A 14575-nucleotide genomic window follows, 5' to 3' on the forward strand; every position below is an offset into this window, starting at 1 on the left:
GGGGGCGGGGGGGGTTGGCAAAAAGGATCATCCCCTGCCTCGACGTGAAGGACGGACGCACCGTAAAAGGCATCAACTTTGTTGACCTGCGCGATGCGGGCGACCCGGTAGAACTGGCCTGGAACTATTCGCAGCAAGGCGCTGACGAATTGGTATTCCTGGACATCACTGCTACCCACGAGCGCCGCAAGACCACCGTAGAGATGGTGAAAGCCGTGGCCCGGCAGATCAATATCCCGTTCACTATTGGCGGTGGCATCAATGAAATAGCTGATGCTGATGCACTGCTCAATGCCGGTGCCGATAAGATCAGTATCAATTCGGCGGCGGTACGTAACCCGGGACTGATAGAGGAACTGGCCAAAGCATTTGGTGTGCAGTTCGTGGTGGTGGCGGTAGATACCAAACATATTGGTAATACCAATCTGGTGCATTTAAGTGGTGGCCGTATAGCTACTGAACTGGAAACACTGGACTGGATCAAAGAGGCCGAAAGCCGTGGAGCCGGCGAGATATTGCTGACATCGATGGACCACGACGGAACCAAGGCCGGATTTGACAACACTTTGCTCAAAGTAGTGAACGATGCCGTGAACATCCCGGTGATCGCCTCGGGTGGTGCCGGTAATAAACAGCATTTTGTCGACGTGTTCGAGCGCACCAATGTGGATGCTGCTTTGGCCGCCTCGGTGTTCCACTACGGCGAGATACTGATACCCGACCTTAAAGACGTGCTACGTGGAAATAAAATTGAGGTTAGATAAGATAACAAAAAACATCATGTCATCGCGAACGCTCGAACGGTTTTGATGACATAGCATATAGATCAAATGAATATCGATTTTACCAAATCACCTGATGGGCTTGTCCCGGTGATCATACAGGACAACCAGACCCTCGAGGTATTAATGCTGGGGTACATGGACCAAGCGGCCTATGACAAGACCGTACAGGACAATATTGTCACCTTTTATTCACGCTCTAAGCAGCGCTTATGGACCAAGGGCGAGACCAGTAACAACTTCCTGCATGTAAAAAGTATTCATATTGACTGCGATAACGATACCATACTGATCAAGGCCAAACCCGATGGCCCTACCTGCCATACCGGCGAACGCAGCTGCTTTAAGACTGAACATGGTCAAAACTTCATCTTTGAGTTGGAAAATATCATTGCTGATCGCTATGCCAACCCGGTAGAGGGGTCGTATGTCAATAAGCTCCGCAAAAAAGGACTGAACAAGATCGCGCAAAAGGTCGGCGAAGAAGGTGTTGAGACCGTGATCGCTGCTTTAGCCGAAACTGAAACCGACCTGATCAACGAATCATCTGATCTGGTATTCCACCTACTGGTATTATTGCGCGAAAAAGGCTTAAGCTTAGAGACCATCGCCAAAAACCTGGAGAAAAGACATGCCCCCCAGCCCTCTGAAGGGGGAGCTGAATAGTCGGCGGTATGTATTTGATACAATAAAAGATCGGTCACAAAGAAAACGCCCCTTTAAGGGAGCTGGAGGGTATGGAAGCAAAAAAAGCATTTGAACTGACTGGCCACAGCAATCCAATATTTGCGTTGGAGCTGTCGCAAAAGCCGGGAATATTGTTCAGCGCCGGTAACGATAAGGGCGTGGTAGAATGGAGCCTTGAAAAGCAAGCCTTTATCAAGGTAATGTTTCCGGTACCCGCCTCTGTGTATGCAGTGCACTGCCCTGAAGGCTACCCTTTAATGTTCGTGGGTATGCGCAGCGGCCAGGTGCTGGCGTTCAACTTCATCGAGCAAAAGATCACCCATAAACTCAACAAGCACCTTAAACCAATATTTGACATCAAGGCAGTGACCAGCAAAGGTGAGCTGCTGGTGGCCAGTGAAGATGGCACGGTAAGCGTGTGGAGCTTGACCTCAATGGAGCTTTTACACACGATCACCGTATCGCACGATACGGTGCGTTCTATCGCCATCTCGCCCGTCGATACACAAGTGGCCTTCGGCTGCCGTGATAATGCCGTGTACGTTTATCAATTGACCGATTACGCACCTGTTAGTACACTGCGCGAGCACACTATGGCGGTGTTCACTGTTCAATATTCGCCTGACGGTCAGTATCTACTCTCCGGTGCACGTGACGCCCAGATCAAGGTTTGGGATACTGCCGCGCTTGCCTTAAAGCATAGCATACCTGCGCACATGTTCGCGGTTAACCACATACTATTTCACCCATCCCGCCCCTACTTCGCCTCAGCCAGTATGGATAAAAGCATCAAGATCTGGGGTGCTGATGATATGAAGCTATACAAGGTCATCAGCCGTGAAAAAGGCATGCCTTCGCATGTGCTTTCAGTGAATAAATTGGCCTGGAACGGTGACCAGTTGCTATCCACCAGCGACGATAAACGCATTATTGCGTGGGATATCGAATTTTAAAGATCACAGGGGCACCAATTGACCTGTCATGCCGAACTTGTTCCGGCATCTTTCTGGACAGGTAGACGCATGAAGGACAACGACGAACGTTTATTTCATCTTGTCCATGAGATGCTGAAACAAGTTCAGCATGACCGTCCGGGATTGTGCATAGCTATCGAAACTTCAGACCACAAACACCCGAGTCATCGCGTCCATTTAATCAAAACTTAAAATACCGCTAACTTTTCGTTCATAAACCTGTTTTACTTTTATGGAAAAAGAGGAATTTATGAACTCAACACTCGAAATAACTGACCGCGAATTTTTGATCAAGTTGGATCGGTCGAAGTTCAACGTATCGTTCGTACGCTCTATACTTAAACTGGTAGAGTTCTCGAACCCGTCTGATGAGGACTTTTTAGTGCCCGACCGTCACATCCAGCCGAGCCAAAACCATAACTCAGAGCCTGACTACTTTGGCAACATCGACGAAAAATAAAAAGGCCTGAATGGTATCATCCATTCAAGCCTTTTTTGTGTCTTTATTTTTGGCAGCTTATCACCGAAGCGTGCTTTGGATCATCAGGTCCCTCACTCACTCCGATCGCATTCGCTTAAAAATTACGGTATCCGCCGCGCTGTACTTGTTGTTTGTCCATTTGCGCCATTTGGCTCTTCATCATTTTGATTTGATCGGCCAATAGCTTATTCTTATCGTCTTTAGCGGCTTCGCTCAGGTATTGTTGCGCCTCGCGCTTGTTGCGTTTAGCCATAGCTATACCGGCAAGGCTCAATTTGGCAAGGGCCGTATTGTGCGACATGGTCATACCTAATGATAACGCCTTTTTAAAGTACTTTTCAGACTTCATGGGCGCCTTGCGCGACTCGATCAAACCGATCAGCATATTATAATAACCCCACTGACCTTTGGCCAGTTGTTTCTCGTAATCGGTGATCTTTAACAACCATTTTTCGGCCTCGTCGCTGTTCTCTTTACGCAGGTGATATTGAGCCACCAGCATGTTCTCGTTAAAGAAGTAAGTAACTAACACCAAGCCGCCTAATAGGAAAACCAGCACACCCCATCCCCAAAAACCGAAGGCACACAGGGTAACACCCGCTCCCATCACCACACAGGCTATAACTAACCGAACAATATTTAACATCGTTTGTACTTTTGTATGAAAGCGCAAATATCCGTTTATTTATGCGCTTAAGCAATTTACCGCTCAAATATTTATATGGCGATCGATCTGGAGCCTTCATGGCTCAATGTACTGCACGAGGAGTTCGATAAGGACTACATGCACCAGCTAAAACAGGAATTAAAAAAAGAAAAGGAAAGCGGCCATACCGTTTACCCCAAGAACAGCGATATCTTTAACGCCTTCAGGCACACCCCACTGACCAATGTAAAGGTAGTGATATTGGGTCAGGACCCTTACCATGGTGCCAACCAAGCCATGGGCCTTTCATTCGCTGTACACCGAGGCATACCGGTACCGCGATCGCTCATGAACATTTATAAAGAATTGAAGACCGACATTCCCGGCTTTGAGATACCGAACCATGGCGATCTTACCAAATGGGCCGATCAGGGCGTACTGTTACTGAACGCCACATTGACCGTTAGAGCATCAGAGGCCGGTTCACATCAAAGATTTGGCTGGGAAAAGTTCACCGATACGGTCATCCGTAAGATATCTGAAGAAAAAGAAGGCGTGGTATTCCTGTTATGGGGCCGCTTTGCACAGGCCAAAGCCGACCTGATCGATCAGCGTAAGCACCACATCCTGAAAGCTGCGCACCCGTCGCCATTTTCGGCCGATAACGGTTTCTTCGGATGCCACCACTTTTCAACGACCAACGAGATACTGAGAAAGGAAGGAAAACAGGAGATCGATTGGCAGGTGTGATGTGGAGAATGTGCAAATGCGGAGATGAGCGTATGTGCAGATCATGTTTAGATGTAGGGTAAATTTATTATTCACACATCCGCACATCTATTTATTTGCACATCCTACAACCCCACCAAGGCCGAATCACCTAAGTTCACCTCTTTGTTGATAAGGTCTTCGATGCTGGTCTCGGATAGTATTTTAAGCGTGGCGTCGCGAATATCGAGGAACATGGAGCGTATACCACAGGTTGACTCGTTGTGACATTCCTCGCAACGGTGGTAAAAGTTAAGGCTCACGCAGGGCACCATCGCGATGGGGCCGTCGGTGATCCGCAGGATGTTGACCAGGTAAATATCCTTGGGGTCCTTATTAAGTGCGTAACCACCGCCTGCACCTTTTTTGCTATATAAAAAGCCAGCCTTACGCAGCTCGAGCAAGATCACCTCTAAAAATTTTTTAGGTATCTTTTCCAGCTCAGCGATCTGTGCGATCTGCATAGGCGGCTGATCTTTGTTCTTGCCTAATACGATCAGCGCCTTGATGGCATATTTGGTCTTTTTAGATAGCATAGATCTTTTGAATAGGTGCAAAAATAATAAAAAAGCGAACACCCTATGCCAAACAATATTTGGCGCCGCAAGGTGTAATGTATTTTGAATGTCACGATGATAACAGGCGGTCTATTATTTGTAACATCTACGGCGCGCCGCGGTCAAAAAGTTAAATTTAATAAATAATTAGTGGAAACCATACTCGACGTAACTGACCTGGGTAAACAATATCAAAGTGCCGGCAAGACCCTTTCGGTGCTGGAGGATGTTAACTTTAGCATCGCCACCGGTTCAAGCAATGCCATCGTTGGACCTTCGGGCAGCGGCAAGACCACGCTGCTTGGGCTTTGTGCCGGACTGGACCGGTCTACCTCAGGCAGTGTGAAGCTTAACGGCATCGACCTTAACCTTTTAAATGAAGATAAGCGTGCGCAGGTACGCAACCAATATGTAGGCTTCATCTTCCAGAACTTCCAGCTCTTGGCTACCCTTACCGCACTTGAGAACGTGATGGTGCCGCTGGAATTAAGAGGAGAACGCAACATTAAAGCACGCGCCATGGACCTGTTAGATAAGGTAGGCCTGGCGGGCCGCAGTCACCACTACCCTACTCAATTGTCAGGCGGCGAGCAGCAGCGTGTTTCGATAGCACGGGCCTTTTCTAATCAGCCTAAAATTTTATTTGCCGACGAGCCAACCGGTAACCTTGATGCAGAGACCGGCGACCGGGTAGAGAAGCTGTTGTTCGACCTAAACCGTGACGCCGGTACCACACTTGTATTGGTAACACACGACCTGGAGCTGGCCGGCAAAACACAGCGTATCCTCCGCATTAAAGGCGGCAAACTGGTTTCAGACGAAAAGATCGACCGCAATGAACAATAACGCAGCGAACATGGCTGACCTCAAACGGGGAACCGACATTGGCTGGCTGTTCAGGATGGCCTGGCGCGATAGCCGACGCAACCGGTCAAGGTTGTTCCTTTTCATATCATCTATCATTTTGGGCATAGCTGCCCTGGTTGCCATTTATTCTTTTGGCTATAACCTCCGTCAGGACATCAACGACCAGGCCGCAACACTAGTAGGCGCCGACCTGGTGATCACTGCCAACCACGAAGCCGCTAAGGACATTAAGCCAGTTTTAGACACCCTTGGCACCGAGCGATCAGAGGAAAGAAACTTTGCATCGATGGTGTACTTCCCTAAAGGAGCAAGTACACGTTTAGTACAGATCCGTGCATTGCAGGGAGGGTTTCCTTATTATGGGGATATAGAGACCAATCCGGCAGCGGCTTCACAGTCGTTCAAAAAAGGAAAGTATGCCTTGGTAGATGGTGCGGTGATGCAGCAGTTCAAGGTAAAAGTAGGCGATACCATTAAGGTGGGTAAGGTCGACTTTGTGATCGCCGGCGCATTGAACAGTGCCCCTGGTCAGACCGGTCTTTCGGCAGGGATTGCACCCGTGGTGTATATCCCGATGCAGTACCTTAACGCCACCGGGCTGGTGGACCGTGGCAGCCGTATCAACTACAGCTACTACTACAAATTTGACCACCGAACTGATGTGGACAAGTTAGCTGAAAAGCTTGATGACCGCCTGGACAAGGCCGGCATGCACTATGAGACCATCGAGACGCGTAAACAAAACACCGGCCGTGCGTTCAGTGATCTGAATAAGTTCCTTTCGCAAGTAGGCTTTGTTGCCTTGCTGTTGGGTTGTATAGGTGTGGCCAGCGCCACGCAGATCTACATCCGCGAAAAGGTACAATCCATCGCTGTATTGCGTTGCCTTGGCGTAAAGGCATCAGAAGCGTTCCTCATCTTTTTGATACAGATCGCTGGCATAGGACTGATCGGCTCTATCGTTGGCTCGATATTGGGTGCGGCCATACAACTTATTCTGCCTGCTGTGTTCAAAGACCTGTTGCCTTTCGAGGTGTCATCATCTATCTCATGGCTGGCTATTGGTCAAGGCATTATATTGGGCGTGATCATCTCTGTGCTGTTCGCATTAATGCCACTGATCAGTATACGCAATATATCTCCGTTAAATACGCTACGCTCGGCTTACGAAAATGTGAGCTCCGTGCGCGATCCTTTGCGTTGGCTGGTATACCTATTGGTGATCGCCTTTTTGATGTTGTTCAGCTATCTCCAATTAAATAGTTGGATGGCAAGTATGATCTTCACGATAGCTATACTCGTGGCATTCCTGATACTAACACTCACGGCCTTGTTGCTCATGTGGTTGATCCGCCTGTTGATGAAGGGCTCATGGAGTTACCTCGTGCGCCAGGGTTTTGCCAACTTGTATCGACCAAATAACCAAACGGTGATCCTGATGGTGTCTATTGGATTGAGTACCGCTTTCATTTGCCTGCTGATCTTCATGCAATCGTTGCTGATCCAACAGGTAAGTCTATCTGCCAGTGGCAATCAGCCCAATATGATCTTGTTCGACATACAGACCGCGCAAGAAAAGGGCGTAGTTGAACTGGCCTGGCAAAACAAGTTGCCGATCATACAACAGGTACCCATCGTGACCATCCACATCGACAAGATCAATGGCAAGACCGCTACAGCTTTACCAAAGGACAGCACTGCCAACGACATGCGAAAAGCTTTCAGCTACGAATACCGGGTGACCTACCGTAATTTCCTGACCGCTTCGGAAAAAGTAAGCGAGGGCAAATGGATCGGCGAGGCTAAAGAAGGTGAAGCTGTGCCTGTATCACTAGATGAGCGCCTGGCACGCCGGATCAAGGTGAAGGTGAATGACAAGATCACCTTTAACGTGCAAGGCATGCCGGTCGATGCCTATGTGGCCAACCTGCGCAAAGTGAACTGGAACAAGGTGCAAACCAATTTCCAGGTGGTGTTCCCTATCGGTGTGTTGGAGCAGGCACCGCAGTTTCATGTGTTGTTAACGCATGTGCCGTCGCCAGCAGTGTCGGCCAAATTTCAGGGTGCGGTGGTAAAAGCTTATCCGAACGTGTCCATCGTAGACCTTGGCCTGGTGCTAACCGTGCTGGACCAGATACTGGACAAGATCGGTTATGTGATCAAGTTCATGAGCGGTTTCAGCATCGCTACAGGCATCATCGTGCTCATTGCATCGGTACGGATCAGCAAATATCAACGCATCAAGGAGAGCGTATTACTGCGCACCATAGGTGGCAGTCGCCGCCAGATCCTGACCATCAATGCGCTGGAATATCTTTTCCTTGGTGCGCTATCAGCCCTCACCGGAATCCTGATCGCTATCGTCGGTGCCTGGCTGCTGGCTAAATACAGTTTCGAGATACCGTTCAACATCAGTTTTGTTCCGGCCATAGCACTATTCGGCATAAGCATTGCGCTTACCATAGCGATCGGCTTGCTCAACAGCCGCGGCGTATTGAACCGTCCGCCACTGGAGGTGCTCCGGTCAGATACATAACGTTACTTACATGATCAACATTAAAAAGATAAACGCATTCCTGTTAGGTGCCACCATACTATTGAGCGCTTGCAATAACGCAGGTGACCAGAACGCCGAACAGCGTGACACGACTACCAGTGCTGCGCAGGCTTCAAATAGTAAGCCGGTCAAGACCGTCCTCATCTTTGGTGACAGCCTTACCGCAGGTTACGGCCTGGACGACCCGGCTACAGAGGCCTACCCAAGTGTACTACAGGATAAGATCAAAGCGGCCAAGCTGCCGTACAAAGTGATCAACGCCGGCAACAGCGGCGAGACCACCGCCGGAGGTCTGGGCCGGATCGACTGGGTGCTACGACAAAAGGTGGATATTTTTGTGTTAGAGCTGGGTGCAAACGATGGTTTACGTGGTGTCCCCGTAAGCGAAACTGCCGCCAACCTGCAAAAGATAATCGATAGAGTAAAAGCCAAATACCCGGACGCTAAACTGGTGATGGCAGGTATGCAGGTACCACCAAGCATGGGAGCCGATTACGCGAACGATTTTAAAGCCGTGTTCCCTACCCTGGCCACTAAAAATAATATGGTGTTAGTACCATTCCTGTTGGATCATGTTGGCGGAGTGGCCAAGTTGAACCAGGCAGATGGTATTCATCCAACTAAAAAAGGCGCCAAGATCGTGGCTGAAAATGTTTGGAGAGTATTGAAGGGAATACTGTAAACTAAGATGCCATCGCTAAATGTGATAAGCGATGGCGTGATATATCTATAAAGGTATCACATAAATGCTGATGCCTTTTTTTATTGAACTTTTATAAGCTACGGTAAAAGGTCAAGCTTTCGCAAAGCTCTTCTTCGGTGCAAATGTTGTCGATGCTGCACTGGCCAATCTTTTGCAGCAGGGTGCAATTGATCTTTCCGTGTTGATTCTTTTTATCGGCACGCATCAGCGTACTCAATACTGGGTAGCACGATTCCTCGAACTCGTATTTAGGATACATGCCAGTAAGCACTTGAATGATCTCCAGCAATTCAGTTTCGCTTAGGCCGATCTTTTTGTGTGATAGCCAAGCCTCACAGATCATACCGATCGCCACCGCTTCGCCGTGGGTGATGTGCTTCTCTCCGTCGTTCTGTAAAGAGTACGTTTCTACCGCATGACCAACCGTATGGCCAAAGTTCAGACACTTCCGATAGCCTTTTTCCAAAGGATCACCTACCACTACCCGGTTCTTGATCGCTACCGAACGGTAAACCAATTCAGGTGCAGGCGCGCCGCTTTGCATACCGGCAGCTTTCAGGTCGTTCCAGTAAGCTGCATCCTCGATCAGGCCATGCTTCAACATCTCGGCGTAGCCCGACAGGATCTGGCGTGGTGGTAAGGTCTGTAAGAATGCTGGTTCAATGAATACAGCTTTAGGCTGGGTAAAGGTGCCGATGATGTTCTTCAGGTTATCGAAGTCGATACCCGTTTTACCGCCTACCGAGGCATCCACTTGTGATAACAAGGTGGTGGGCACCTGTACAAAGTCGATACCGCGCTTGTAGGTGCTGGCCGCAAAGCCGCCCATATCACCGATCACGCCGCCGCCCAGATTGATCATCAACGCGTGACGATCGGCTCCAAAGTCGATCAGCATTTTCCAGATGCCTGCGCAAAAGTCGATGTTCTTGCTTTCCTCACCGGCATTAACCTCTATCACATCATACTGATCGTTCAAATGTTCAAAGCGGCTTTGCAGCAGTGGTAAACAATGTTCGCCAGTGTGCTCATCAGTGAGGATGAAAAAGCGGGAATAATTACCTTGTTCAACTAAATTGACCAGCTGATCAAGGGTGTCGTTAAAATATACGGGATAGCTAATACTTTCGAGAGTCTCCATTATGTTAAACGACCATGATCTTTTTGGATCTGAATTCGACCACATCGCCGCGCTTTACTTTCAAACGCTTACGCAGATCGACCTGGCCGTTATATTTCACCTCACCTTCGGCAACAACGATCTGTGCCTCGCCGCCGGTATACACTAAACCGGTAGCCTTAAGGAGTTGGATCATAGGGATAAAATCTCCCTCGAGTTTAAATTCGATCATGGTGGCCGCAAAAATAAACTATTAAGACATAAGATCGTTATAAAGATCCATTTTTCTAACTTTGCACATGATGCGAGATAAAGAGATACCGACTGCTGCAAAACACAGACCTTCATTCGATAATACCCAAATAGCTTTCAAACACGCTTCTGATGCCGACCTTAAAAGGGCTTATTGGCTGTTCACTGCTATCAATAATAACTTTTTAGTAAAGGTAGGTCCGGGCCTTACCAACTTTGCCATGAACATCGGTTTACCGATCAAAGGCCTGATCAAAGCCACTATATTTAAGCAATTTTGCGGCGGCGAGACCATTGCCGAATGCGATGCCACGATAAAGAAACTTTACAGCGGTGGCGTAGGTACTATTTTAGATTACTCGGTAGAGGGCGAAGAAGAAGAGCGCGTTTTTGACGCCACCCGCGATGAGATCATTCGCACGATCGAGCGTGCCACCACCGATCCTGCCGCCATACCCATCACGGTATTTAAAGTAACAGGCGTAGGCCGTTTTGCCCTGCTTGAAAAATTGGATGCCGGTACGCCCCTGACTCCTGCCGAAGAAACAGAATGGCAAAAGGTACAGGCGCGTGTACAGGCTATTTGTCAAAAAGCCCATCAGTCGGGCATACCGGTCATGATCGATGCCGAGGAGACGTGGATACAAGATACTATAGATAAGCTGGCCATCAGTATGATGCGCCGCTTTAATAAAAACAAGGCCATTGTTTACAATACTTACCAGATATACCGCCATGACAAGCTGGCCTCGTTAAAGTTGGACCATGATGTGGCCCGTACCGGGGAGTTTTACCTGGGCGTTAAGGTGGTACGTGGCGCCTACATGGAGAAAGAACGTAAACGTGCCCAGGAAATGGGTTATCCATCGCCTATACAACCTAATAAAGCTGCTGCCGACCGCGATTATGATGCGGCCCTGCGCTTTTGCGTAGAGAATATTGATCGCATCGCTTTAGTGGCCGGCACGCACAATGAGGCAAGTTGCCTGCTATTGGCAGACCTGCTTGATGAGTTGAATATACCGCACAACCACCCTCATGTGTATTTTTCGCAATTGTTGGGCATGAGCGATAATTTGAGCTTCAACCTTTCGGACTCGAGCTACAACGTGGCCAAATATGTGCCGTATGGCCCGGTGAAAGCCGTGATGCCTTACCTGTTCCGCAGGGCTCAGGAGAACACTTCCATTGCCGGACAGACCAGCCGCGAACTTACGCTCATCTCGAAAGAAAAAGCACGCCGCGGTATCTGATCCACTATGTGACCTAAAAAAAAGGCGCTTACCATCGACTGGTAAGCGCCTTTTTTGTTCATCTGTGATCTATCACGGCTCTATGAAACTGCCATCGCCCCGGCGGCGTAATGCACGCCCACCACGCGATGGTGAGCCTGTCCATTTTTGCAGGTTAGCGCGTACACTGAACATGAAGTAGCGGCTCAGCGCATTGGTGAGCGTGTTGGTCACCGAGTTATCGGTGGTCACTTGATTTACAAAGTTATTCTGCTTCAAAATATCGAATACCTGGAAGCGCACCGTTAGTGACCGGCGAGCGAAAAATTGATTCTCGATATATGCATTGATCACCAATGGGTTGCGGCTCAAGTAATTGGGAATGCCGCTCACAAAGTTCTTGCTGCCATTGTAACCGAACTCTAGCGTGCGGTTCTTGAGCAAGTACAACTTGCCATCGATCGCTATGGCCGTGGTGCGGATATCGGTATTAGACGCCGGGTTAGATGCAAAGAACGTACGCGTAATATCATATACCACATACGGGTTCAGCTCAATGGTCTCATTCGGGTTCATACGGGGGCCTAATCTTTCATTTAGGCGCCACACTACCCTATCGTTGGTCACATTGTTCAACATCGATATGTTTTTGGCATAACCTACGCTACCATTGAGCGAGAGGTTATACTTGCGGTCGGCCAATTGCTTTTGAATGTTGTAGTTACCGTTCACGCTGTAATTTCCATTCAGGTTCACAAAACGGGTCTCATTTTTAAAAGCGCCGTAAGCATCAGGGATACGCACGTTATTGGTCACGATCTGGTTGGCTACAATGGAGGTATTAACATTGGCCGACAGGTTAAGCTTTGAATTAGCGATGTAGTTATTATACTGGGTCAGAATGGTGTGCCTGAACGCCGGTTTAAGATCTGGGTTACCCACAACGGGGTTTTGAGGGTTGGATACATCGCGCACAGGCTGTATCTGGTTAAAGGTAGGCTCTTGCGGGTTACCGGTATAGTTGACCGAAAAGCGTTGCTGACGCGACCATACATATTGAAAACGGGCGATCGGTATCAGATTAAAGTAACTGCGGTCACTGGTGACGTTCCCTTGCGATACTCGCGTTCCGCTCAAATTGGTAGGTACAGCAGTCACACCCAACGAAAGGTTATACTTGGTTTGATTGACCCGGTAGTTCAAAGCGATGCGCGACTCGGTGAACGAATAGTTGTACACGTTGCTCAAGCTATCGATGTTAACGCGCTGGCCGTTGTTCAGTATGTTACTTGTAAAGGCCGTATTATCATATCCACGGTAATTCACCTGCGCATTGAATTCCACTTGCGAGGTAGTGGTCAAAGGTTCCACATAGGTGAAACTCGTGCGGATGTTGCGGGTCAGGTTATCGCGCTCGATATAACGATGCACAACCGAGTCTTTAAGTACGCGATCGCTAGCATCAGCGTAGTAAATAATATTGTTGTTCTGCTCATTGTCCTGCTCCACCTTGGCCGTGTTATAGTTGACCTGGAAGCTCAGGTTACGGCGTGGTTTTTTGAATAGGTGCTGATAGAATACCAACCCACCGAAAGAAGGCGAACGGTTGAAACTATTGTTAAGCCCCAAACGGTCCTGGTGGCGTAGGCCGGTCTCGAACCTTGACGACTGGCTCAGGTTATCGGCATTAGCTATGTTCACAGTAGGTGTGATCTGTAAAAAGTTGGCACTGTCGATCTGGTAATCCATCTTGAACTCGAACCTGTGCGTTTTGCGGTTATTTTGTGCCTGGCTGTTGGCAACGAAGAAGATGGTACTATCGCCCCTGTTCTGCGTCAGCGTATTAAAGAACTGTTGGCCGTTGCTATTGTTCAAGCTATTCACGTTGCTAAAGTTGAAGCCGTAGCTACCGGTCACCTGTATCTTTTTACCCCACTGATCGCTGTAGCTGATGGTCGGCCCTCCCGTTCTGGTGGTACCACCAGAACCACTACTGCTGCTGTTGCCTCCCTGACCTCCGCCGGGGCCACCCGGCCCGCCTGCCGACCCGCCATTAGACCCCGTTGACGCGACACCGTTCACGGTATTGCGCAGATCACCAATAACACCCACTTGCTGGTTCCCGTTGAGGCGTTGGAGGAAAAGTCGTCCTTCATAACGTTTGTCATTACCTACCCCGGCGTTGGCCCTAATGATGTTGCCTACCGATCGGTCTGCTCGTGTGGTGATGTTCAATACCTTTTCGGGGTCACCATCCTTGATGCCGGTACGTGCAGCGGCGTCACCATAATCGTCAACCACCTGTATCTTATCTACGATGTCGGCAGGTAAGTTCTGTATGGCTTGGGCCACGTTGCCGCCCGAGTACACCTTGCCATTAAGTTTTACCTTGGTCACACTTTGCCCCTGGTGGGTCACTGACCCATCGGATCCGACCTCCATACCTTCCATCTTTTTGAGCACCTCATCAACAGTTGCATTCGGCCGCACTTTATAGTCTGAGGCACGGTATTCAACGGTATCGGTCTTGTAAGTGATGCTGGGTGCCTGTACGGTCACGGCGTCAAGCACACGCGAATCGGTATTAAGAACAAATGGGTCGAGCACGAGGCGTGGTATGGCATCGTTGTTCAGCATGCGCTTTACCATGGGCCGGTAACCTATATTGGTAATGGTGATCACGAACGTGGCCGACCTCACATTTTTGAAGATGAAGATACCGTCGGCGTTGGTGGTGGTAACGGCGCTGTCTGTAGCGGTCTTTAATTTAACGGTAGCACCGATCACTGCCTCATCGGTCGAATCCTTCACGATACCGCTTACTTCACGGGTGAGCAAAGGCGGCCTTGTAGTACCACCTGGCCGGCCGGGCACCTGCGCATACAGCACTGACGATAAAAAGAGTATGGTGATAAAGGTAAAAAGTATTTTCATAAAGTGTGTTAAAGT

14 protein-coding genes are annotated in these 14575 nt (G+C 48.9%); 9 read left to right on the forward strand and 5 right to left on the reverse strand.

Features of this window, described 5'->3' with window-relative positions; all coding sequences use genetic code 11:
- Nucleotides 1-14: 14 nt before the first annotated feature.
- The 4 genes from hisF to LLH06_RS11335 all read left to right on the forward strand — a co-directional run bounded on the left by hisF (nucleotide 15) and on the right by LLH06_RS11335 (nucleotide 2903).
- Nucleotides 15-764 (forward strand): imidazole glycerol phosphate synthase subunit HisF, encoded by a 750-nt coding sequence (hisF, locus tag LLH06_RS11320; RefSeq protein ID WP_228173285.1) that lies wholly within the window; start codon nucleotides 15-17, stop codon nucleotides 762-764.
- Nucleotides 765-830: 66 nt separating this feature from the next.
- Complete coding sequence (gene hisIE, locus LLH06_RS11325) at nucleotides 831-1448, forward strand: bifunctional phosphoribosyl-AMP cyclohydrolase/phosphoribosyl-ATP diphosphatase HisIE (RefSeq protein ID WP_228169404.1); 618 nt, start codon at nucleotides 831-833, stop codon at nucleotides 1446-1448.
- Between the two features lie 71 nt (nucleotides 1449-1519).
- A complete protein-coding gene (locus tag LLH06_RS11330) occupies nucleotides 1520-2422 on the forward strand; it encodes a WD40 repeat domain-containing protein (protein WP_228169405.1) in 903 nt (300 codons plus the stop codon).
- A gap of 253 nt (nucleotides 2423-2675) precedes the next feature.
- The gene (locus LLH06_RS11335) at nucleotides 2676-2903 is read left to right on the forward strand and encodes a hypothetical protein (RefSeq protein WP_228169406.1); all 228 of its coding nucleotides are present in this window, start codon (nucleotides 2676-2678) and stop codon (nucleotides 2901-2903) included.
- A gap of 115 nt (nucleotides 2904-3018) precedes the next feature.
- On the opposite strand, the gene LLH06_RS11340 is transcribed toward LLH06_RS11335, so the two are convergent.
- Nucleotides 3019-3570 carry a tetratricopeptide repeat protein gene (locus LLH06_RS11340; RefSeq protein WP_228169407.1) on the reverse strand — a complete coding sequence of 184 codons (552 nt, stop codon included), beginning with the start codon at nucleotides 3568-3570 and terminating at the stop codon, nucleotides 3019-3021.
- Nucleotides 3571-3645: 75 nt separating this feature from the next.
- On the opposite strand from LLH06_RS11340, the gene ung reads away from it, so the two are divergent.
- On the forward strand, nucleotides 3646-4320 hold the full coding sequence (gene ung, locus LLH06_RS11345) for a uracil-DNA glycosylase (RefSeq protein ID WP_228169408.1): 675 nt from the start codon (nucleotides 3646-3648) through the stop codon (nucleotides 4318-4320).
- 104 nt (nucleotides 4321-4424) lie between these two features.
- Here the strand turns inward: ung and LLH06_RS11350 are convergent, their stop codons facing one another.
- Nucleotides 4425-4874: an RrF2 family transcriptional regulator gene (locus LLH06_RS11350; RefSeq protein WP_228169409.1), complete on the reverse strand. Its 450-nt coding sequence runs from the start codon at nucleotides 4872-4874 to the stop codon at nucleotides 4425-4427.
- 171 nt (nucleotides 4875-5045) lie between these two features.
- Between LLH06_RS11350 and LLH06_RS11355 the strand changes: the two genes are divergently transcribed.
- The 3 genes from LLH06_RS11355 to LLH06_RS11365 are packed head-to-tail and all read left to right on the forward strand — an operon-like array spanning nucleotide 5046 to nucleotide 9001.
- A complete protein-coding gene (locus tag LLH06_RS11355; protein WP_228169410.1) occupies nucleotides 5046-5741 on the forward strand; it encodes an ABC transporter ATP-binding protein in 696 nt (231 codons plus the stop codon).
- Nucleotides 5742-5751: 10 nt separating this feature from the next.
- Nucleotides 5752-8298: an ABC transporter permease gene (locus LLH06_RS11360; protein ID WP_228169411.1), complete on the forward strand. Its 2547-nt coding sequence runs from the start codon at nucleotides 5752-5754 to the stop codon at nucleotides 8296-8298.
- A gap of 10 nt (nucleotides 8299-8308) precedes the next feature.
- Nucleotides 8309-9001 carry an arylesterase gene (locus LLH06_RS11365; RefSeq protein ID WP_228169412.1) on the forward strand — a complete coding sequence of 231 codons (693 nt, stop codon included), beginning with the start codon at nucleotides 8309-8311 and terminating at the stop codon, nucleotides 8999-9001.
- Between the two features lie 91 nt (nucleotides 9002-9092).
- On the opposite strand, the gene aroB is transcribed toward LLH06_RS11365, so the two are convergent.
- Together aroB and LLH06_RS11375 are read right to left on the reverse strand one after the other, a co-directional pair.
- Entirely contained in the window at nucleotides 9093-10163 is a 1071-nt protein-coding gene (gene aroB / locus LLH06_RS11370; RefSeq protein WP_228169413.1) for a 3-dehydroquinate synthase, read from the reverse strand.
- Nucleotides 10164-10167: 4 nt separating this feature from the next.
- A complete protein-coding gene (locus tag LLH06_RS11375) occupies nucleotides 10168-10374 on the reverse strand; it encodes an RNA-binding S4 domain-containing protein (protein ID WP_228169414.1) in 207 nt (68 codons plus the stop codon).
- A 67-nt stretch (nucleotides 10375-10441) separates the two neighbouring features.
- Between LLH06_RS11375 and LLH06_RS11380 the strand changes: the two genes are divergently transcribed.
- Complete coding sequence (locus tag LLH06_RS11380) at nucleotides 10442-11647, forward strand: proline dehydrogenase family protein (RefSeq protein ID WP_228169415.1); 1206 nt, start codon at nucleotides 10442-10444, stop codon at nucleotides 11645-11647.
- Nucleotides 11648-11719: 72 nt separating this feature from the next.
- Here LLH06_RS11380 and LLH06_RS11385 read toward each other — a convergent pair whose 3' ends face one another.
- Entirely contained in the window at nucleotides 11720-14560 is a 2841-nt protein-coding gene (locus LLH06_RS11385) for an outer membrane beta-barrel protein (protein ID WP_228169416.1), read from the reverse strand.
- Between the last annotated feature and the right edge of the window lie 15 nt (nucleotides 14561-14575).

The organism is Mucilaginibacter daejeonensis, from assembly GCF_020783335.1.
GTDB classification, from domain to species: domain Bacteria; phylum Bacteroidota; class Bacteroidia; order Sphingobacteriales; family Sphingobacteriaceae; genus Mucilaginibacter; species Mucilaginibacter daejeonensis.